17 protein-coding genes and 1 pseudogene are annotated in these 21,187 nt (G+C 40.0%); 8 read left to right on the forward strand and 10 right to left on the reverse strand.

The window, feature by feature from the left end; all coding sequences use genetic code 11:
- Nucleotides 1-155: 155 nt before the first annotated feature.
- Genes H6G77_RS01985 through H6G77_RS01995 form a run of 3 tightly spaced genes read right to left on the reverse strand, consistent with a single transcriptional unit; the run spans nt 156 to nt 2,866 of the window.
- Nucleotides 156-1,058 (reverse strand): esterase family protein, encoded by a 903-nt coding sequence (locus H6G77_RS01985; protein ID WP_190870680.1) that lies wholly within the window; start codon nt 1,056-1,058, stop codon nt 156-158.
- A gap of 5 nt (nt 1,059-1,063) precedes the next feature.
- Nucleotides 1,064-2,023, reverse strand: coding sequence for an esterase family protein (locus H6G77_RS01990; protein ID WP_190588036.1), 960 nt, complete (start codon nt 2,021-2,023; stop codon nt 1,064-1,066).
- A gap of 9 nt (nt 2,024-2,032) precedes the next feature.
- A complete protein-coding gene (locus H6G77_RS01995) occupies nt 2,033-2,866 on the reverse strand; it encodes an alpha/beta fold hydrolase (protein ID WP_190870681.1) in 834 nt (277 codons plus the stop codon).
- A 115-nt stretch (nt 2,867-2,981) separates the two neighbouring features.
- On the opposite strand from H6G77_RS01995, the gene H6G77_RS02000 reads away from it, so the two are divergent.
- Complete coding sequence (locus H6G77_RS02000) at nt 2,982-3,926, forward strand: lysylphosphatidylglycerol synthase domain-containing protein (RefSeq protein WP_190870682.1); 945 nt, start codon at nt 2,982-2,984, stop codon at nt 3,924-3,926.
- Between the two features lie 501 nt (nt 3,927-4,427).
- Here the strand turns inward: H6G77_RS02000 and H6G77_RS02005 are convergent.
- Nucleotides 4,428-5,231 (reverse strand): SDR family oxidoreductase, encoded by an 804-nt coding sequence (locus H6G77_RS02005; RefSeq protein WP_190870683.1) that lies wholly within the window; start codon nt 5,229-5,231, stop codon nt 4,428-4,430.
- A gap of 354 nt (nt 5,232-5,585) precedes the next feature.
- Between H6G77_RS02005 and H6G77_RS35515 the strand changes: the two are divergent.
- Together H6G77_RS35515 and H6G77_RS02010 are read left to right on the forward strand one after the other, a co-directional pair.
- Nucleotides 5,586-5,762: pseudogene (locus tag H6G77_RS35515) on the forward strand (IS701 family transposase); the annotation flags it as partial.
- Between the two features lie 520 nt (nt 5,763-6,282).
- Nucleotides 6,283-7,368 carry a glycosyltransferase family 4 protein gene (locus tag H6G77_RS02010; RefSeq protein WP_190588041.1) on the forward strand — a complete coding sequence of 362 codons (1,086 nt, stop codon included), beginning with the start codon at nt 6,283-6,285 and terminating at the stop codon, nt 7,366-7,368.
- A 93-nt stretch (nt 7,369-7,461) separates the two neighbouring features.
- Here H6G77_RS02010 and H6G77_RS02015 read toward each other — a convergent pair whose 3' ends face one another.
- Both H6G77_RS02015 and H6G77_RS02020 read right to left on the reverse strand, forming a co-directional pair.
- Nucleotides 7,462-7,863: a DUF4189 domain-containing protein gene (locus H6G77_RS02015; protein ID WP_190870684.1), complete on the reverse strand. Its 402-nt coding sequence runs from the start codon at nt 7,861-7,863 to the stop codon at nt 7,462-7,464.
- A 251-nt stretch (nt 7,864-8,114) separates the two neighbouring features.
- Nucleotides 8,115-8,510: a DUF1499 domain-containing protein gene (locus H6G77_RS02020; RefSeq protein ID WP_190870685.1), complete on the reverse strand. Its 396-nt coding sequence runs from the start codon at nt 8,508-8,510 to the stop codon at nt 8,115-8,117.
- A 161-nt stretch (nt 8,511-8,671) separates the two neighbouring features.
- Here H6G77_RS02020 and H6G77_RS02025 point away from each other — a divergent pair, with 161 nt between their 5' ends.
- The gene (locus tag H6G77_RS02025) at nt 8,672-9,817 is read left to right on the forward strand and encodes an alanine--glyoxylate aminotransferase family protein (RefSeq protein WP_190588044.1); all 1,146 of its coding nucleotides are present in this window, start codon (nt 8,672-8,674) and stop codon (nt 9,815-9,817) included.
- Between the two features lie 178 nt (nt 9,818-9,995).
- Here the strand turns inward: H6G77_RS02025 and H6G77_RS02030 are convergent, their stop codons facing one another.
- The gene (locus tag H6G77_RS02030) at nt 9,996-10,232 is read right to left on the reverse strand and encodes a hypothetical protein (RefSeq protein ID WP_190588045.1); all 237 of its coding nucleotides are present in this window, start codon (nt 10,230-10,232) and stop codon (nt 9,996-9,998) included.
- Between the two features lie 542 nt (nt 10,233-10,774).
- Between H6G77_RS02030 and H6G77_RS02035 the strand changes: the two genes are divergently transcribed.
- The gene (locus H6G77_RS02035; protein WP_190668671.1) at nt 10,775-11,782 is read left to right on the forward strand and encodes a cyanophycin synthetase; all 1,008 of its coding nucleotides are present in this window, start codon (nt 10,775-10,777) and stop codon (nt 11,780-11,782) included.
- A gap of 208 nt (nt 11,783-11,990) precedes the next feature.
- Here the strand turns inward: H6G77_RS02035 and H6G77_RS02040 are convergent, their stop codons facing one another.
- Entirely contained in the window at nt 11,991-13,640 is a 1,650-nt protein-coding gene (locus H6G77_RS02040) for a Ppx/GppA phosphatase family protein (RefSeq protein ID WP_190588047.1), read from the reverse strand.
- A 392-nt stretch (nt 13,641-14,032) separates the two neighbouring features.
- Here H6G77_RS02040 and H6G77_RS02045 point away from each other — a divergent pair, with 392 nt between their 5' ends.
- Both H6G77_RS02045 and H6G77_RS02050 read left to right on the forward strand, forming a co-directional pair.
- Nucleotides 14,033-14,914 carry a 4-hydroxybenzoate solanesyltransferase gene (locus H6G77_RS02045; RefSeq protein WP_190870686.1) on the forward strand — a complete coding sequence of 294 codons (882 nt, stop codon included), beginning with the start codon at nt 14,033-14,035 and terminating at the stop codon, nt 14,912-14,914.
- 427 nt (nt 14,915-15,341) lie between these two features.
- Entirely contained in the window at nt 15,342-15,920 is a 579-nt protein-coding gene (locus H6G77_RS02050) for a hypothetical protein (RefSeq protein ID WP_190870687.1), read from the forward strand.
- Nucleotides 15,921-16,116: 196 nt separating this feature from the next.
- On the opposite strand, the gene H6G77_RS02055 is transcribed toward H6G77_RS02050, so the two are convergent.
- A complete protein-coding gene (locus H6G77_RS02055) occupies nt 16,117-17,139 on the reverse strand; it encodes a diguanylate cyclase (protein ID WP_190588050.1) in 1,023 nt (340 codons plus the stop codon).
- A gap of 732 nt (nt 17,140-17,871) precedes the next feature.
- Nucleotides 17,872-18,072, reverse strand: a complete 201-nt coding sequence (locus tag H6G77_RS02060; RefSeq protein WP_190588051.1) for a heavy-metal-associated domain-containing protein — start codon at nt 18,070-18,072, stop codon at nt 17,872-17,874.
- Between the two features lie 361 nt (nt 18,073-18,433).
- On the opposite strand from H6G77_RS02060, the gene alaS reads away from it, so the two are divergent.
- Nucleotides 18,434-21,076: an alanine--tRNA ligase gene (alaS, locus tag H6G77_RS02065; protein WP_190870688.1), complete on the forward strand. Its 2,643-nt coding sequence runs from the start codon at nt 18,434-18,436 to the stop codon at nt 21,074-21,076.
- Nucleotides 21,077-21,187: the final 111 nt, after the last annotated feature.

Consider the following 21,187-nt stretch of genomic DNA (forward strand, 5'->3'; position numbering starts at 1 on the left):
TACGCAAAATCATGAAAAAACGAACCGCAAAGAGCGCATAGACGCGATAGCGGCTTCCCGCAGGGTAGGACACGAAGTTAAGAGAATTTGAGAGGGTTATTGCGTAAGTCCTAAATTAATCAGAATTCCTGCTCAATTATGAATTTTGGATTATTTTATTTTTTAAATGTTTTAAATTGTTCTCCCACATAAGCCAGAGAGTCTTTTAAATGCTTGTGAAAATAATTCCAACCAACATCTGCACCAGATAAACCATGACCTCCAGGAAAAGCATAGAATACGTTAGCAATATCTAAATTATTTAATGTTTGATGAAAAATTTTAGTAGAAGCCAAGAAATTCTGATCATTCAACCCCGCATCAAGATATATTCGTAATCGTTTTCTATCAGCAGTTGATAACTGTTGGACGATTTGTAATGGACTATTTTGCGCCCCACTACTGTCGGTAAAGTAACCGCTATGACTAAATAATATATTGAAGTTGTTGAGATAGCGTAACCCAATATTAAATGCGCCCCATCCACCAGAAGATAGACCACCCAACGCCCAAAATTCTGGGTTTTCTAGAGTCTGGTAACGAGACTTAACAACTTGGACTAATTCTGCACCAATTAAAGTCCCAATTTTGCCATTCGGCCCGTCATAATAATCAGGGTCATATAAAGGGCTAGAACCACGGTTATCATTGCCATCGGGAGTAATAATAATTGATGGTGGTAATTTGCCACTTTTATACAATTCATGTAGTACGTTTATGATGGCATATTTATCAGCATAGGCACGCGCATCATCGTGACCACCATGTAATAAGAAAATCACGGGGTAGCGAGTTTTGGAATTTTTTTGATAGTTGGGCGGTAAAATCACGCCATATTGACGGACTGTACCCATAGCTTGGGAGTTGAAGGTTTCTAGCTGAAATTTTAAGCCTGTATCTGCTTGTTGTGGGGGTGGGTCGAATTGTGGTGCGCCTAAGATAAAAACATAATAATATGCAGCACCTGTAAGAATGGCGATCGCTCCTGCTAAACTCAAAAATAATTTCGGAATTTTCATAAATTTCAATTTACTTTCTGTTTTTTCGGCTGAGAAATTCCTAAATTATCCGCAGCGTGAGCGATTTCCGCAATCCGAAACTGTTCACCTACAAATGTCAAAGAATCAGCTAAATGTTCTCGCCAATATTGCCAAGTATGACTACCAGGAAATTGCTGTAATAGATTGTAAATTTTTTGCTGATTCAGGACTTTTGAAAATTCTTTGGCATCATCGAGTTCTTCCGTATCAGACGTACCGGAATCTAAATAAATTCGCAATCTTTTTTTGGCTTGATTTGGTAGAGTTTTAATATAGCTAATTGGGCTATTTTGCGGGCCACTTTTATCTTGAAAATAGCCACTATGACTAAATAAAATTGAAAAGTTTTGTAAGTTATGTAACCCTACATTCATTGCACCCCAACCACCAGAAGATAATCCTCCCATTGCCCAAAAATCAGGATTAGGTAAAGTGCGATAACGCTGCTGCACTACTTTTACCAGTTCATCACCTACGGCTGTCGCAACTTTACCATTGGGGCCGTCGATATATTGAGGGTCAAAATAGGGGCTAGAGCCGCGTTTATCATTACCGTCGGGAGTGATAATAATACTGGGTGGTAATTTACCTGTAGTGTATAGTTTGGTTAGGGTTTTGAGGGCTTGTCCTTTCTTTTCGCTAAACCAATCAAGCGGTTCACCGTGACCACCGTGGAGAAGAAAAATTACGGGATAACGTTGTTGGGGATGTTGTTCATACCCAGGAGGTAAAGATACTCCATAAGTGCGTTTTCCTGGCATAGCTTGGCTATCGTAAGATTCGATTTGATAAGTTAAAGGGGTAGCCAAAGTGTTAACATCTGGTTGCGCTGGTAAGATAGAAACCTTTATTGGTGTGGGTTTAGCGGCTATACCTTGGGAATAGTTACAGCCAACTAAAGTGAATGCCGAAATCAAGATTACTAAGGTTTTTTTGTAATTCATGTTGAGCAATTAAGAATAAACTTGTTGTGTTAACCAATTTGCGATCGCCTGATTAACTAACTCGGCACATTCCGCTATAACCAGATGTCCAGCTTCGACAAAATGTAAATGAGTACCATTCACAAAATGATTTGTTAATTCTTCTCCCATTTTTTGAGTAAACATTGGGTCTTTTCCCGCAGTAATTACCAAGGTGGGAATATGCAGATGCTGTGGTAAGAAATGGCGGACAAAAAAGTTATAATCCCAAAAAATTTCTAAAGATTTGTAGGCATCAAAATCTGTCGGTACAGGATTTTCTGCAAAAAACCTTTCCATAACTTTGTGACGGTAAGAAGTAGAAAGGAAGTTGTTGAAAACTTGCACACTTGGTAAATGGTAAAGATGTCTCCCACCCCAAGCCATCAATTTCATCAGGGGAATTTCCCACCAAGGTGCTAAATCATGAGTACCACCAGCAATAGCAATTATCGCACTCACTCTATGGTGTTGGGCAAATTCTAAACCAATAGGAACACCATAACTATGACAGCAAAGCACAGGTGATTTAATCTCAAACTTGTGCAGCAAACGCGATAAATCTCGGCAATGTCTTCCAATAGAATAGCGCGAGTAACGACTAGATTTTCCATGTCCAGCCAAATCATAAGCGAGAACTTCCCAGCCTTGATTGTGGGCAAATTCATACTGGTTTCTAAAGTTAAAATGATTGCCCATTCCGCCGTGAATAAAAACTATTGCCGGAGTTATACCAGGATTATGGCAAACTTGTAAATTTACTCCTCGCCGCAGATGAATTGAGGAACCAATTAAAGCATCTATAAAACAGTCATCATCTGTCATGGAAAGTTGCTACATTACTGAGCTAAACTTTGATGTTGTACATTCAAAGCTTAAGCCTGTGATATGACAATGCTGTGTCAAGGTAATGGAAAATTTGCGAATTAGGATTTAAATAATGCACAAAAAGCTGCAACTCAACGGAAATTTTTTATTTGGCTTGTTGCTGCTGGCGATTTCTGTCTGGGCGATCGCCAACGAACTGCGCGAGTATAATTACCATGATATTCTGCGTGCGATCGCCTCAATTCCACTACAAAGCTTGAGTTGGGCTGTTGGATTCACTGCTATGGGCTATTTTGTCATGGTTGGTTACGATATTTTAGGTTTTGCCTATATTCATCGTTTCCTACACTGGCAAAAAATTGCTTTGACTAACTTTATTAGTTCTAGCTTTAGCAATACTATCGGTTTTGCTTTACTGACTGGTAGTGCTATCCGCTATCGTTTTTATTCTAGATGGCAAGTCTCAAAAATTGCGATCGCTCAAATTATCGCTTTTGTGAATTTCACATTTTGGCTGGGAATGTTTACTGTTGCTGGGTTACTTTTTTTGATTCACCCTTTCGTGATTCCCCTACAACTACATTTACCATTCACCACTGTGCGTCCTCTTGGCTGGATATTTTTGAGCTTGATGGGAATTTATTTAATTGGTAGCCTAGTTATTCACCGACCTTTAATTATTCGTAACCATGAATTTCGCTTGCCATCTTTCCAGATATCTCTGATGCAAATCATTATTTCTAGCCTTGATTGGATATTTGCTGCATCAGTACTATACAGCTTATTACCCATTAACACAGCTTGCAATTATTTAGATTTTTTAGGCATTTATTTACTTGCTATGTTTGCAGGTGTGGTGAGTAATGTTCCCGGTGGTTTAGGTGTATTTGAAACAGTAATTTTATTGATGCTGTCCAATAAAATTTCAGCAGCAGCAGTTTTAGCCGCAATGCTGGCTTATCGCGGTGTATACTACTTTTTACCTTTATTATTAGCAACAGCTTTATTAATATTTGATGAAGTTAAATCTAGTACACAATATATCATCAAAAAATAGATCATATAGCTATTTCCTAGACTTGAAAATTACAGACAGATAAATTTAACTGCCGATGGAAAAGGATGTAGAAGCGTAAGCGGCTTGCCGCAGGCTACGCAGATAAATTCTTACCTCGAAAGTCTAGTAATCGCTATATAAATATTTGAAATAGCTGTAATATTTTATCTAAATCCTGACAAATCTTATATCTTTCCGGATACAGCTAGTATTTATATGTAAACACAAATAGTAGTAGATGCACCCTTATTAATTTCTCGCCTTCAGTTATTCACTGAGGGCTTTTATTTATTGCACAGGACATATAGCAATTCTCATTACAGTAAAGTACAAGCAAGAATAATTAACCGCAGATGTAAACGCGCACTTCAGCTTACCGCAGACTACGCAGATGGCAACAGATAAATTTGTACCTCATACCATTTTGGATTTGAGATTTTGAAATGTTTTACTCTTCAGCTTTTAGCAATCTATCTGTCGCAACCATTTTTCAAATTGATATTACTTATCTTCCTGCATACTTCTGACAATTTTTGGTACTAGCCTTCTGGGTACAAATCGAACAATTTTGGCGAGGAATTTATTCATTAACCCAGGAATTACCAAGGTTTTACCGTTCATCAAGGCATCATAACCAATTTGGGCAACTGTTTCGGCATCCATCATTTTTTGCCGCTTCACCAATTTGGAATCTGCCATTCCGGTTCTTTCATGAAAGGCTGAGGCGGTTGATCCTGGACAAAGTACTGTCACAGTCACACCTGTACCTTCTAATTCGTTGGCGATCGCTTCTGAAAACGATAATACATAAGCTTTGGTAGCAAAGTAAACTGCCATCAAAGGCCCTGGTTGAAAAGCCGCCGCCGATGCTACATTCAATATTTTACCTTCTCCCTGTTTGAGCATATCTTTCAGGAATAATTTAGTTAAATGGGTAAGACATACTAAATTCACCTGAAGCATTTCTAGTTCAGCATTTAAGTTGGTGTTACTGAACAATCCATAAGTCCCAAAGCCAGCATTATTCACTAGTACATCAACTTGAATATTTGCTTGTTGTAACTCTCGAAAAATTTCCTCTGGCGCTGTAGATATTGCTAAATCTTTAACAATATATTTAACGGCAATCGAAGATTCATATTGAAATTTTTCGGCAACTTCTGTAAGTTTGATGGCATTTCTATCTACTAATACCAGATTATAATTATTTCGCGCAAAAATACAGGCTAATTCGTAACCAATTCCACTCGCAGCCCCAGTAATCAGAGCAGTTTTTCGGCTCTTAGCTTGGTGTGTTGTATTCATATTAGACAATTGGTGAATTTAAGGTGACTAATTGGTTATCTCAATCGCATTCAGGAGTCAGAATCCACCACTAATTGACCCTTCGACTACACTCGGTGTTGATTCTGATTTCTGAATTCTAGGTATTGAATCTAATTACTACAAAAGCTTTCGTATTTAAACTGTTTGATAGATAAGTAAGTAATTACTCACATTAATCAACAAAATTTCGCGCTGAACAATTTCTATCTTATCTTCAACGTTGAAATTGATATGTCATATATGAACCTTTGTCTATAAAATATGACATACTGCTCTTTCATCACTCTCATAAGATAATAAGAAAAAAAAGTATCATAAATTCTTTGCTGGACTATATTTGGGGGAACAGATCCTACTGAGACGGTAAAATTTGTCGATGATTACTGTGAATGGGAAAGAAAGCTAGTTCCCGATGTCAGGAGTTATGTAGCATTTAAATATCTGTATGTCGGCATGGTTTCAGAGATGCAACGCAAAAGTTTACCGGAGATAGCAAGATTAGTAGGGTTAAGTTTTGGAATGATTAATATTTGGCATTTCTGATGAAGGGGATGAATTTTGTTTCGTGCCTTTGCACGACAAATCAATCTTTCATGTTGCTTCGACATCTCAATTCATCCTGCATTTACGTAACGCCTAATATTCAAGCCCCTTGGTTAATTCTTGCCCATTTCCCCAAAAATTTTTCGCTCTCCCTAAAAGATGGTTATCGCTATCACGACTTGGTATAAAGATGATTTAGGAGATATCCACCCCAGAAAGACTTCATCAAGTCTCTCGATTTACCTCTAGAGGATAATCAAATTCTCTACAAAGATAGACAACTTTTTGATAAGTTAAGGTCTAATATTTTAATGCGCTTATTTATAAAATTGCTTTTGAAACTGAGTTGATAGTGCTAGAAAAAATCCTGAGTTAGAACTTTGGTGAGTGATTCTCACTCAAAACTCATTGCTAGTTGAATGACAAATAACTGTGAATCAAACAGCAAACTCTATCAATTCAAAATTCATCTTTTAGGAGGTTTGTGATGAGAATAGCTCAAGTTTCCCCACTATGGGAGAGAGTACCACCTCCAGCTTATGGGGGTATCGAGTTAGTGGTGGGGTTACTAACAGATGAATTAGTGCGGCGCGGACATGAAGTTACTTTATTTGCGTCTGGTGATTCTATCAGTTTAGCCAAGCTAGAATCAGTGCATCCTCGTGCTTTACGACTTGATAAGGATGTCAAAGAATGTAATATTTATGAAATGTTGCAGTTAGCTTCTGTCTATGAACGGGCAGATGAGTTTGATATTATTCACTCTCACATGGGTTGTGCAGCGTTACCTTATGCAAATCTTGTCAATACCCCAACAGTTCATACATTACACGGAATTTTTACACCTGATAATCAAAAGATGTTTCAATACGCGAAACGTCAACCTTTTGTCAGTATTTCTGATGCCCAACGGGATATTTCACTGGGATTGAATTATACAAGCACAGTTTACAACGGTATTGATGTTAGCAGTTACAAATTTCATCCCAAGTCAGAAGAACCACCTTATCTAGCATTTTTAGGTCGAATATCGCCGGAGAAAGGGCCACATTTAGCCATTGCAATTGCTAAACAAGCAGGTTGGCGGTTAAAAATGGCTGGTAAAGTAGATGTTGTGGATGTCGAGTACTTTGAACGAGAAATTAAACCTTTAATTGATGGTGAACAAATTGAGTATTTAGGTGAAGCAAACCATCAACAAAAAAATGTTTTGATGGGAGGTGCTGTTGCGACCTTGTTCCCAATTACTTGGCGTGAACCTTTTGGTTTAGTCATGGTGGAATCAATGGCCGCAGGTACACCAGTAATTGCGATGAAATTAGGTTCGACAACTGAGGTAATTGCCCACAGTAAAACAGGTTTTATCTGTAATAATGTGTCAGAATGCGTCAGTGCAATTAATCAGGTGGCAGATATAGATAGATATGCTTGTCGTCAGTATGTCGAAAATAACTTTAGTTTTCAGCGTATGACTGATGGTTATGAAGAAGTTTATCGGCAAATCATCCAAAAGAAAATCGCTAAAAATGGATATCTTCGTAGTAATTTGATGTCAGGAAGTATCAAAAAATAAACTATAGCATTCCTAAATCATTCATGAGCTAAAAAATCCCAGACTTCTTTAAGAAGTCTGGGATTTTAAGTAGAAGTAGGACTGAATTTTGATTTATCTGGCTTGTTTAACAAACACAACCTGACAATTTTGACTACCGTACTTTTCACAGGTTTCTACAGCAAATCTTTCTGCAAGAGATTGGTCAGTTCCCCAACCTGTACCATAACCACCATTGGAACCTACAGCCAATGCCCCCCAAGCATTTTTAAACCACAATGGTGTTGTACAATCTTTAGCGCCACTTTGACGACGACAGTTATTTAAGGAGGCGTTGATTGCGGCTTGCTTGGTTTTCGCAATTCCTGATGAGTAAGTTCTAGTAGAAGGAGAATAAGAAATTGCCCCAAATACATTTTTGGCAGAACCAGCCTCAGCAGTTGAGGTAATTACTGGTAATATCGAAATAACTGCGATCGCTGTTAATAAGCCTTTTTTCAAACCAGTTTTTAACATATCATTTCCTAATAATATTTAGGTTGTGATTACAACAAATCAAGTTGTATTGCAACTATTATTTGCTAAGTTAATTAATTTCGAGATTCGCGTTTATACTGGTTTTTGATGAAGATATACTTCATAAGTAATTTCCTGTTGAAAACCCCCAGTTTCTTGAGAAAGCTGGGGGTTTTAATTTACGAAGATGGTCTAGTTTTTCCATCTTTTTAGTTTACAAAAAATTACAATCTCCTGCACCTGGCATCAGATTATAATGCTTGGAGTCCGGCACGAATAGTTTCTATTCGTTTACGGTTAACACCTAAATCACTTTGTCCTAAACGAGAAGCTGAACGGACATGAAAAATATTCGCCTCTCGGTATAGATAAAACTCGACATCATCCACAAATCCCATCAAAGCACTTTTAAACTCAGCATATAAATAGTCTGGAGTTTCAGTAATAATTGTAGTTCTGGGTAAGGACTGGATAATACTTTTGAGATTAGCGATCGCTTCTTCGGGACTAGTATTAAAAGTTAGGGGTGCAATTTGGTGAATTGCGTCTGTACTTTGGCTAGATACACAATTAGGCGAATTAGGGCAAGCTGCTAATCTGCCATTATTTACACCCAAGTTATTCGGGCGTTTACCTGCAAATATCATAGTTTCGTTGGCTGATGGGGAAGTAAGCTGTTACATCCCTAATTTACACGCAGTCATTACTGCTTGTTGATTCATGGTGGAAATGTGTTATCCCCCAGAGGATACAAGGGTGATGCGATCGCTCTATGATGCGGTAAGTACTGTCTAGACAAAAAGGAATTATGTCGCCAACCATCTCCATTAACGATAGTCAGCGATTACAACTCAAACCCCTGGAAATCCCTTCCAAGCTGCTATTAGGCCCTGGCCCTTCCAATGCCCATCCTACAGTTCTCCAGGCAATGAATACCTCACCTCTAGGGCATCTTGACCCAGATTTCTTAGGGCTGATGAATGAAATTCAATCTTTACTCCGCTATGTTTGGCAAACCGAAAATCCGCACACTATCGCCGTCAGTGGTACTGGTTCTGCTGCAATGGAAGCAACTATCGCCAATGCTGTCGAACCCGGTGATGTGGTATTAATTGGTGTGACTGGATATTTTGGAAATCGCTTAGTTGATATGGCGGGGCGATATGGTGCTGATGTCCGTACCATTACTAAACCTTGGGGGCAAGTTTTCTCTCTAGAAGAACTCCGCACAGCTATGGAAACCCATCGCCCGACAATTTTAGCTTTGGTTCACGCTGAAACTTCTACAGGTGCGCGTCAGCCTTTAGACGGTGTTGGTGAACTCTGTCGGGAATTCGGCACGCTGTTATTAATCGATACTGTCACTAGCCTCGGTGGTGTGCCGATATTTTTAGATGAATGGGGAGTTGATTTAGCTTATAGCTGTAGTCAAAAAGGCTTGGGTTGTCCGCCTGGGGCTTCACCATTTACCATGAGTCCTCGTGCTTGGGAAAAATTGCAGCGCCGCAGCACGAAGGTGGCAAACTGGTATTTAGATATGACTTTGCTGAGTAAGTATTGGGGTAGTGAACGTGTTTATCATCATACAGCCCCCATTAATTTGTATTATGCTCTGCGGGAAGCTTTGCGGTTAGTTGCCGAGGAAGGATTAGCTAACTGTTGGCAACGTCATCAAAAGAATGTGGAATATCTCTGGGACAGGCTAGAAGAAATCGGACTTAGCTGTCACGTTGAACGGGAATATCGTTTACCCACTTTGACTACAGTCTGCATTCCTGAAGGGGTGGACGGTAAAGTTATTGCCAGACAGCTACTAACAGAACATGGCATTGAAGTTGGTGGTGGACTGGGAGAACTGGCTGGTAAAGTTTGGCGTGTTGGATTAATGGGTTTTAATAGCCGGAAAGAAAATGTTGACCGCCTGATAGAAGCACTGGCAAAAGTCTTACATTAGAGGCTAGGGGCTAGGGAATAGGGAATCATTTTCCTTATTCCCAACTCCCGATTCTTCATTCCCCATCTTCATACATCATTTAATACAGGTGCGTTAATTAGGATGTAACGCACCGTCATAACAATGGTAATCGCACCCTTAATCCTTTATTTGTGAAATTAAATAACGACTCGACACTTTAAGCAACAACTTCTTCCCGTTGACAATCAAATACAACCATAAAAGAAGCATCAGGAATCATTTGACGTAGGCGCTGCATATAACCATCGGCATCAGAACGACTGCGAAAGCGAGCGACAATTTCTCTTTGGGCATCGGGCTGTAAACGGGCAATTGCCCAAGAATTTAGGCGTTCTTTGTAGGCGATCGCTTGATTTTCGTTCTGATTAGCTTTGTATTCAGTATTTTGTGGCATGATCTAAAAATATCCGTGTGTAATTTTCAGTGAAGGCGTTACTGACTTCTCTTGGCGGGGATGCACTAACGCCTTTTTTCAAGTTGCTGCCACCTTGTTATTCGATTATTTTTGGATTGTCAAGATTTCGCGGATTATTTTACAAGAACTTATCTTGTTAATTAAACTTGCGATCGCTCTCAAAGCCTTTATTAGCAACTAACAAAGGTCAAAACCAATCCAAAATTTTGAATATTAACAAGTGTGGCATCTCCACGAGAGTTACTTACTTCTACACGCACATTTAATACCAACCGGACAAATTTCTTAACGTCTTAATATATACATTTATTCAATTCCGTATCCAAAATTACTTTCCCAAAGGCTATTTATATCTGAAGAAATAATATTAATTTTTATCAAAAATTATTAAATTGATTGAGGGATATTTTTAGTTGCTGAGATAAAAATCATAAAAACTGCCTGATTTTAATTAGCTTGACCAACTGTTTAGTAATTCGTTAAAATTTCTGCGAATTAATACTTTTGTATACAGAAAATAAATGCCATTAGTAACATCGATAATTCAAAAAATTGCTCCCCAACTAGGAGCAGTAGTTGTAGTAGACCCAGAATATGCTTTTGTTGGGCATATTACATTTAAAAACGGTAATAAAGCTTGTTTTAGTCATAGTAAATTAAATATCAATGGTTTTGGGTCTGCCGAAATAGCTAAAGATAAAGCATATTCAAACTTTTTTTTGAAACACTTTGGTTATAAAGTTACGGAAGGGCAAACTTTTTTTAGCAAAAAAATCTGTGAAAAAATCAGCAGTGAGAGAAATATTGATGCTGGATTTGATTACGCTAAAGAATTAGGTTTTCCGGTAATTGTGAAGCCGATTAATCTCAGTCAAGGCAGATTTGTTACCAAAGTTCATAATAAAACTGAATACTATCAAGTTGCAAAAAAAATCCTCCGCATCACTCCCGGATTTATAGTGGAGAGATTTTATGCAGGTAATGATTATAGAATTGTTGTTGTAGATGATGAAGTCCTTGCAGTTTATCAAAGAATTCCTTTTTGTGTTGTTGGTGATGGCAAGTCTACTATTGCAGAATTAATCCAAAAAAAATCAGCAGAATTGACGGCAAATGGCCGCAAAAACAATGTTGATGCTGAAGATTTCCGCCTCAAGCGCAAATTAAAACGACAAAAGCTGAAGTTAGAGAGTGTCATCCCTGAAAATCAGGTGATTTATTTGTTAGATAATGCTAATTTATCAAGTGGTGGTCAGGGAGTCGATGTGACAGAACATATCCATCCTGACTTTAAAAAGTTAGCGATAAGTGCGACAAAAGATATGGGTTTAAGATTGTCAGGTTTAGATGTAATTACTGATGATATAACTCAGCCAATGAACAATTATGTAATTATTGAAATTAATGGTTCGCCTAGTTTAACTAATTTTGCTTCTCTTGGTGAGGTGCAAGTACAAAGAGTTGAGAATTTATATCTCAAAATTCTGAAAGCTTTGGAAAATGACCAAGTTTGTCTTGAGTCTAATTGAATTAAATTGGATACTAACTGTATGTTTCAGAACCCCGACTTCTTATAAGAAGTCGGGGTTCTGTTTGGTCAGTTGAGACAATATCAGGACTTACGCAAAATCATGAAAAAACGTAGACGCGCAAGCGGCTTCCCGCAGGGTACCGCAAAGGGCGCAAAGGACACGAAGTTAAGAGGATTTGAGAGGGTTCTTGCGTAAGTCATAAATATTAGTTAACTGCAAATTTAGCAGTTTCTAAAGTCGCAACTAATTTCACCCCAAATTCTGCTTCAAATATGCCTTTTTTGTAGTCTAAACTCCACATTTCTAAAGAGCAATCATCATCAGGATTGGTGGGAAAAATTGAGAGATGAGCCTGCTGTAAATCAGGATAATAGCTGAATTTTACCTGAGAGATTGCGCCGATTTGTCGCCTATCTAACGCAACAGCTAATCGGAGAACTGCACTTAATTGACAGACTATTTGTCGATGATCTTTACTCAACAAGTTGCGGAAATTTTCGTGCTTTTTCTTGGGTGGTGATTTGCGATGATAACGGGCTAAGTTGGCAATAACTTCGATTTCGGTTTCGGTATAACCTAATAATTCACCATTGCGAATTAGATAGTATGAGTGTTTGTGGTGAGATGAATGGCTGATATGATGACCGCAATTGTGTAAGATGGCTGCTGCCCATAAAAGTTGACGTTCCTCATTGCCCCAGTTGTGGAGAATGCCTTGGGTTTGGTCAAATAAACTCAGGGCAAAAACAGCCACGCGATCGCTATGTTCAATATTGATGTGGTATTTGCTAACCTGTTTCAATACACTGCGCTGGCGAATGGAACTTTGGTAACGCAAGCGGTCTTCAATTAAACCGTGAGTCAGCATCCAATCGACAATTACGCCTTCACGCAACGCCCGCCCGCAAAGTGTGACCGCATCTACACCCAACAAGGTCATTGCTTCTTGCAGCACAACTGCACCAGCCAAAATCACTTCTGAACGCTTTTCTGGCATTCCTGGAATGGCTGTCCTTTCCACATTGGTCATTTTCGCCAAGCGATTCACCCAGCCGCGCAAATCTTGAAGACTCAATTGATAGCCATTCAGGGTGGAAGGTACTGTACCTAACTTTTCCCTAGCATCAATCATGGCTAAAGTTTCAATTGTGCCGGATGTTCCTACTAATTTGGGCGATTCACCAAACTGAATATTTGCTAAAACATCTTCTACAGAACGTTCTAGCATTCCTCTTGCATAAGCTTGCAGATATTGTAACTCGCTATTACTAATGGGGTCGGTGGTGATGAATTCCCCAGTTAGCCGGACTGCGCCAACTTTTGTACTGGTGAGTGTGCGGGGTTCTTGGCTATCTCCCAAAATAATTTCTGTGGAACCACCACCAATATCAATAATGATGTGGGGTTGGTTGTTAAATTCCATCCCCGACAGCACGCCTAAATAGATGCGGCGTGCTTCTTCTTGACCAGAAATTAAGTCAACGCTTAAACCTAATTCGCTATTGATTCGGTGGAGAAAATCTTTGCCATTGGGGGCTTCCCGCACTGCGCTGGTGGCTACAGCAATGATGGTTTCGGCATTAAAAGTTTTTGCAACTGCTTGAAAGCGTCTTAACGTGGCGATCGCCCGATCCATTACTTCTGGTTTTAACTCACCAGTAACTAAATTGCGATCGCCCAGTCTCACCGTCTCTTTTTCTCTGGTAAAAATACTAAAAGCTGGTAGGGTTGGGTCAATTTTTACCACTACCATGTGCAGAGAATTAGTTCCCAAATCAATGGCAGCAATAATCCGGTGTTGCTGAACTGGTTGAGTTTTGACACTCTCCCAGTTAGCAGAAACTAAATTTAGCATCTAGTTTTCTCTCTCTATTTAGGAAGGACGATAAAAGATGGGATTGCGGACTATTCAAGACTAGTGCTGAGTGCTAAGTAATAATACTTAGTCTCTTGTCTCTCGCTTTTAGTCTGTAGATTTACCCTGCCATTTAAAATTTAAGTGACGAAGCCCTATTTGAGCGGGTGTGAGGATGAAGAATTCACCTTTAGATATCAAGGATCTGCATCAATAAGTTGATACGCCTTACCCTACACCCTTATTCTCTTAACACCCCGATTTTTTGACGATGAATTATGTATCCATCGTTGCAAATTTAGGTTGTGTTTTTACAAATAACAAATAAAGTTATTCTATAGATGTAAAGAAGTATTAACTGAGCAAATTTTAGTAATTTCTGCTTAATTTCTATGTTGAGTACGCCAAAAAGCAACCAAGAACCTGTGTGGTCTGTGATTATCCGGCTTTTACGGTGGCATAAACCAGAAGGGCGGTTAATTTTGATGATTCCGGCTTTATGGGCTGTGTTTTTAGCGGCGGCTGGTCAACCGCCTTTGCCTTTAGTGGGAGTGATTGTTTTGGGTACTCTGGCCACAAGTGCGGCTGGGTGTGTGGTCAATGACTTGTGGGATAAAGATATTGATCCCGAAGTGGAAAGAACACGCGATCGCCCTTTGGCTTCTCGTGCTTTGTCAATTAAAGTAGGCATTGCTGTGGCGATTATTGCCCTGGGATGTGCGGCGATGCTGGCATTTTATTTGAATCCTCTGAGTTTTTGGCTTTCATTTGCCGCCGTCCCCGTAATTCTACTGTATCCAGGGGCAAAGCGCGTGTTTCCTGTGCCGCAGTTGGTACTATCTATTGCTTGGGGTTTTGCGGTGTTGATTAGTTGGAGTGCTGTCACGCAAAATCTTTCTCAACCAACTTGGTTACTTTGGGGCGCAACTATCCTCTGGACATTGGGATTTGATACTGTGTATGCCATGAGCGATCGCGCCGATGACCGACGCATAGGTATTAATTCTAGTGCTTTGTTTTTTGGTGATTATGCCCCAGAGGCGATCGGTATTTTCTTTGCTGGCACAATCTTGTTATTAGGCTGGTTGGGGATTGAGATTCATCTACACCTCGCTTTTTGGATAACTCTCGCCTTGGCGAGTATTGGTTGGGTTTGGCAATATTGGCGATTGAAACAACAAGATTTGCCAAATGCAGCTTATGGCGAAATGTTTCGGCAGAATGTGTGGATTGGCTTTATTTTACTGGCAGGGATGATTGTTGGCTGGCTTTAATTTTCAGATACCAGACTTCTTCAATAACAATGGGTATGGGGGTGTGAGGGTATGGGGGTGTAAGATTTTTCCCGGATTTCTCACCACACCTTTCAAAGCCTGTGCAGGGGAGCAGGGGAGCAGGGGAGAATGAAGGTACTCTCTCCCCTGCCCCTCCGCACCTCTGCCCCATCAAACGCCTGAAGCTTGTGAGAAATGCGGGTTTTGAACACCCATACCCCTACACCCGTTCATCCTTCCTCAAACCCTTTATTTGAAGAAGTCGGGGATCTCAGCCTCATTTGATTTACAAGAATTTTATGAAGTTGCCGTATTTTCCCTGATTACACAAAGATTTCATCAATATTATAAATATTAGCTCCGCAATCTTACGAATATAGTTTATTTGTTGGGTATATGCAGATAAAGTTTAGCAGCACCCAACGCAATGCAGCGATCGCACCTTGCTAAAGCGGCCATGATAGTTTTCCTTTCCCTTGGTAGTTTAGGGATTGTGGGCGGCAGTTTTTTAATCCGAAGGGCTTTCAGTAGTACTACTGAATCAAGCATTATTACTAATGCAGACCGTTACAGTGAAATCCGCAATCAACTTTGGGCAAGTCCCGCCGAAATTCAGCATTTTCCCCGCACAATTTCCGCCGATTCTCCAGATGTGCGAATTGCCTATTCTCCAGGGGTTGCCCAAGCTAGTACTTTTTTCCAAGTGCGAGAAAAACAATCTCCCGCCCAAATTCAACAATTATTAGCAAAATACCGAAAACTAGCCAAGCATCAATACTTAGGTGGCGATACAAATGTCCACTCTAACCTTCCTAATGGTGTTCCCACTACCTTTTTTTATACTGGTGATGCTGAGAGAGAATCTTTTCCGCCTTCTTATGAAATTTTAGTGTTGAATGCGAAGGATAAAGGTACTGCGGGATTTAGGTGGAATCACGGTGATAGTTACGGCGTAGCTATTGATAGTACAGCCTCAGAAATTGTTTATTGGGCTGAAAAATGGTAAGTAGTTGCACAACATCAGTTATCTTGTTAGACGACACAGACAGCAGAAACTATCTGAGGATAATGTTTATCTTGCGGATTCTGCTTTAGATGCGATCGCCACTATCCAAAAATATCTCATCTAGCCCTTAAAAGTTACAGCAGTAGTCGCGTTGATTCAGACATCGTAACTCTGTAACCTGTAAGCTCTCACCTATTCACGAAGACATAACCTTGAGATTGGAGAAATCAGCATATTCCCAACTCACAACTCGATTTCGTCCTAAAGCTTTGGCATTTAGCAAGCATTGGTCAGCGCGATGAAGCAAGCTATAACCTTTATCATCGTCATCTGCTTGCAGACTAGCAACGCCTAAGCTAATTGTAATGGGAATGGTTAATTCCTTACTAATAGCAAATGGTTGTTCTGCAACGATACGATTTAAGCGTTCAGCGACGATGACGGCTTCTTCGCCAGTGGTGTTAGTCAGCACAATTACAAATTCCTCCCCACCGTAACGGAATGGTGTATCTTTAGAGCGGAGGTTGTGCCGTAGGCGAGAGGCTAATAATTGTAAAAGGCGATCGCCCACTAAATGCCCGTAAGTATCGTTAACTTTTTTAAAATAGTCGATATCTAGAATAATCAAACTCAAAGGATTACTTTGAGTCCGGGCTTTTTTGACTTGTCGAGGTAAATCCCATTCCATCGCCCGACGATTACTAATTTCCGTGAGTGAATCTGCTAGTGCGATCGCAGATAATAAATCATTTGTCCGCATCAGTTCCCGGTATTTTTGAGCTTTCCGTAAACCAACACCCACTTGAGCTAGTATTACCTGATGATGGGTTGTTATACTGGCAGGATTTTTGCCAATTATCTCATCTGTGAGTTGCCAAATATAAGCATCTGCGCCTTGTCTAAGTGCAGTAGCGGTCATTTCCCATTCCCAACACAAATCCTGCTCACTTTTGGCAGCTAACTGATAGGAACGATCCTCGAAAAGAATACAATACAACCAAGATAGCTGGTTCTGGTTTTTTAACCAACTGCATAGTTCTATACTTTTATCCAAACTTGCCTGGATAAATATGACATCAGGTGGTTCATTTTCTAGTTGAGAAATTGCCTGATGAAAATCAGCTATCACTTCTAAAGTAAAAGCGGTTGTATCCAGTATCTGATCGGGAAGTTTGGCGACGAATTTCTCACTTCCAAAGACCAGAATTGAAATATTCATTTTTTTGTATCTGCCTTATTTCGAGCTAAAAAATCCTACTATTTTTTACAATAGAGAAACTATCCGTATTTTTATTATCGATATATTTCCCTATACTTGATAGTCATAACCTTAAATTAACTATGCCTGGATAATTTTAATATCATCTTAATACATGACCCTGAATAAAACTACTGAGGTTTACAGTTATGATAATTACTTTCCGTCTTTGACCTTTTTTTTTAAAACAGTGTAAATACGGAAATTATATTTGTTTTTAATATAATCACTGTAGTTTCCAGGTGTTAGTTATTTGCAAGTGCAAACACAATAAAATAGGAAATTTTATGTTTGGGATTGCTGGATTTTATTTATATAAATTAAATGCTTAAAAAAATATAAATTTTTGCTTTTATACGTAAAAACCGAGATGCTTCATAAATATGAGAAATGCTATGTGGGTTCATCAGGGCAAGGATTACCACCTCAATCAAGCTGAGTTGTTAGAGGATTTTAACTAGGCTTTTGAGATAGGTATTATTTAATGAATAAGTGAATCTACGAGAGTGAGAATTTTGATAGCAGACTACAAAGGAGTCAAGTAGAGGATTTAGTTATCAAATCTAGATGGGGAGCATATTTTGATATTGAATTATATAGGGGCTAAAGTTCATTAGCCCCTAAAAATCTTTAATTGTGCTGTAGGTTTAGCATCAACTAATCTAAAAATTTTGTAAACCCTTTATGAAGAAATCAATAACCTTCAATGTCGTAACCAGACGCAACAATCACCTGTTTGATTGACTCTTCCGAAGCGGCAGATTCTACGGTGACAGTTTTATCTTCTACATTCACATCTACCAGAGCATCAGGTTCCATTACATGGATAGATTCAGTAATTTTGTCAGCACATCCTGCACAAGAAATGTTGGAAACTTTTAGTTTTAGTGCCATTATTTGCCTCTTTTGAGAAAGTTTAATATTTCTTTTATAAATAAATTTTATTTTTGCATTGGGATCGCATACATCTAGCTAAGGTGGGGTAGTAAAATTACGTATATAGGCATAGGCGATCGCTGGCCAGATATCTCTCTCAGTAATAATTACTAGCAGTAACGGAAAACAGAATGCAAAAATAAGGCTAGAGGTTAGGGGTTAGAGTCTAGAGGTTAGAGGCTAGAATGATGTTTATAATTTCTATTTGCATTAGTGTCTAGCTGAAAAGTACTGATTTATTTATAAAATTACTAGTCTCTAGCCTCTAGTCCCCAGTCCCTAGCCCCAGTCCCTAATCATTCTTTTTTGTTTTCTATCCATGTCTTCTAATCCCCAGTACCGCAGTGGTAACGAAATTCGCACTTTATTTCTTGACTTCTACGCCCAACGGGAACACCAAATTCTGCCGAGTGCTTCCCTAGTACCAGAAGATCCAACCGTGCTGCTGACAATCGCGGGGATGTTACCATTTAAGCCGATATTCCTGGGACAGCGCACATCCGAATTTAAAAGAGCAACCACATCACAAAAGTGTATTCGTACCAACGATATCGAAAACGTCGGACGCACCAAACGCCATCACACGTTTTTTGAGATGTTGGGTAACTTCAGCTTTGGTGATTATTTTAAAGAACAAGCGATCGCCTGGGGTTGGGAAATTTCCACACAAGTTTTTGGCTTTTCTCCCCAAAACCTCGTCGTCAGCGTTTTTGAAGAAGATGACGAAGCATTTAATATCTGGCGTGACAAAATTGGTGTAACCGAAGCCAGAATTAAACGGATGGGTGCAGATGATAACTTTTGGGCTTCTGGCCCCACTGGCCCTTGCGGCCCTTGTTCGGAAATTTATTACGACTTCCACCCCGAACGCGGCGACGATAATATTGATTTAGAAGATGATACGCGGTTTATCGAGTTCTATAACTTGGTATTCATGCAATACAACCGGGATGCGTCCGGGAATTTAACGCCACTGCAAAATAAGAATATCGATACTGGTATGGGTTTGGAGAGAATGGCGCAAATTCTCCAAAAAGTACCGAATAACTACGAAACAGATTTAATTTTCCCGATTATTAAAACCGCCGCCCAAATTGCTGGCATTGATTATCATACAAGCGATGAGAAAATCAAAGTCTCTTTAAAAGTCATTGGGGATCATGTACGCGCAGTAGTTCACATGATTGCTGATGAAATTCGCGCCTCGAATGTGGGACGGGGTTATGTGCTGCGGCGATTAATTCGGCGGGTGGTGCGTCACGGTCGATTACTGGGCATTTCTGGGAATTTTATCACCCAAATTGCGGAAACTGCGATCGCCCTGGCTGAATCTGCTTATCCCAATATCCGCCAACGGGAAGCAGCAATCAAAGCAGAATTAGAACGGGAAGAAACCAATTTCCTCAAAACCCTTGATAGAGGCGAAAAGCTTCTCGAAGATATTATCCAAGAACTCAAACAAAAAGGGCAAACAGAAATTAGTGGGAAAAATGCTTTTAAACTCTACGATACCTACGGCTTTCCCCTAGAACTAACTCAAGAAATCGCTGAAGAAAATAACCTCACTGTTGATGTTGAGGGATTTGAGGCGGAAATGGAGATTCAAAAGGGACGTGGTAGAGATGCTCACGAAACCATTGATTTAACTGTACAAGGTTCCCTCGACAAACTCGCAGAACATATCCACGCCACAGAATTTTTAGGTTATACCCAAGCTGCGACGACGGCGAAAGTGGAAGTATTGCTAGTCAATGGTGTCGCCGAAGAAGCTGCTGAAGCCGGAACAGAAGTGCAAATCCTCCTCAACCAAACCCCATTTTATGCGGAATCTGGGGGACAAATAGGCGATCGCGGTTATATCTCTGGCGATGGTATTGTGGTGCGTGTGGAAGATGTGAAGAAAGAATCTGATTTCTTCGTTCACTTCGGACGCATCGAACGGGGAACGCTGCGGGTTGGCGATACAGTTACCGCCCAAATTGATGCTGCTTGTCGTCGTCGCGCCCAAGCAAACCACACCGCCACCCACTTACTGCAAGCAGCGTTAAAGAAAATTGTAGATGAAGGTATATCCCAAGCTGGTTCACTCGTTTCCTTCGACAGATTGCGCTTTGACTTCAACTGTCCCCGCGCTTTAACTGCTGAAGAAGTCCAGCAAGTTGAAGAACAGGTGAACACTTGGATTTCTGAGGCACACTCCGCCAAAATCGAAGTATTACCCTTAGCCGAAGCCAAAGCTAGAGGTGCTGTTGCCATGTTTGGGGAAAAATACGGAGATGAAGTCCGCGTGATTGATTTCCCTAGTGTGTCTATGGAATTGTGCGGAGGTACGCACGTAAGTAATACTGCGGAGATTGGCGTATTCAAGATTATCTCTGAAGCGGGTGTTGCGTCTGGGGTACGGCGGATTGAAGCAGTTTCTGGCCCGGCGATTTTAGATTACTTAAATGTACGGGATAAAGTAGTCAAAGATTTAAGCGATCGCTTTAAAGTTAAACCCGAAGAACTACCAGACAGAATCACAACACTACAAACTGAACTGCGAAACGCTGAAAAGCAATTAGAAACGCTAAAAGGACAACTAGCGATCGCCAAATCTGACAGCTTGCTAGAAACAGCCCAAACAGTAGGCGACCATAAAATCATTGTTGCCCAACTCGAAGGCGTTGACCCCGAATCCTTGAAAACTGCGGCGGAACGCTTACTACAAAAAATCGGTAACGGTGCAGTCGTACTCGGTTCCGTTCCCGAAGCTGGTAAAGTCAGCATAGTTGCAGCCTTCAGCCCAGAGGTAAACAAGAAAGGTTTGCAAGCCGGAAAATTTGTCGGTGCGATCGCTAAAATCTGCGGCGGCGGTGGCGGCGGTAGACCAAACCTCGCCCAAGCCGGCGGACGCGATGACAGTAAATTGCCAGCAGCTTTGGAACAAGCGCAAAGCGAGTTAATTGCAGGTTTGAGTTAAATTTGACTTACTCAAGCATAATTAATAACTTTACTAGTGGGTTAGACATTTGTGATTAGCTGTGTCTTACCCATTTTTTATTTAGTATTTTGGTGTCATAAAGAAAAAAGG

Source organism: Aulosira sp. FACHB-615 (assembly GCF_014698045.1).
In the GTDB taxonomy this organism is placed as follows: domain Bacteria; phylum Cyanobacteriota; class Cyanobacteriia; order Cyanobacteriales; family Nostocaceae; genus Nostoc_B.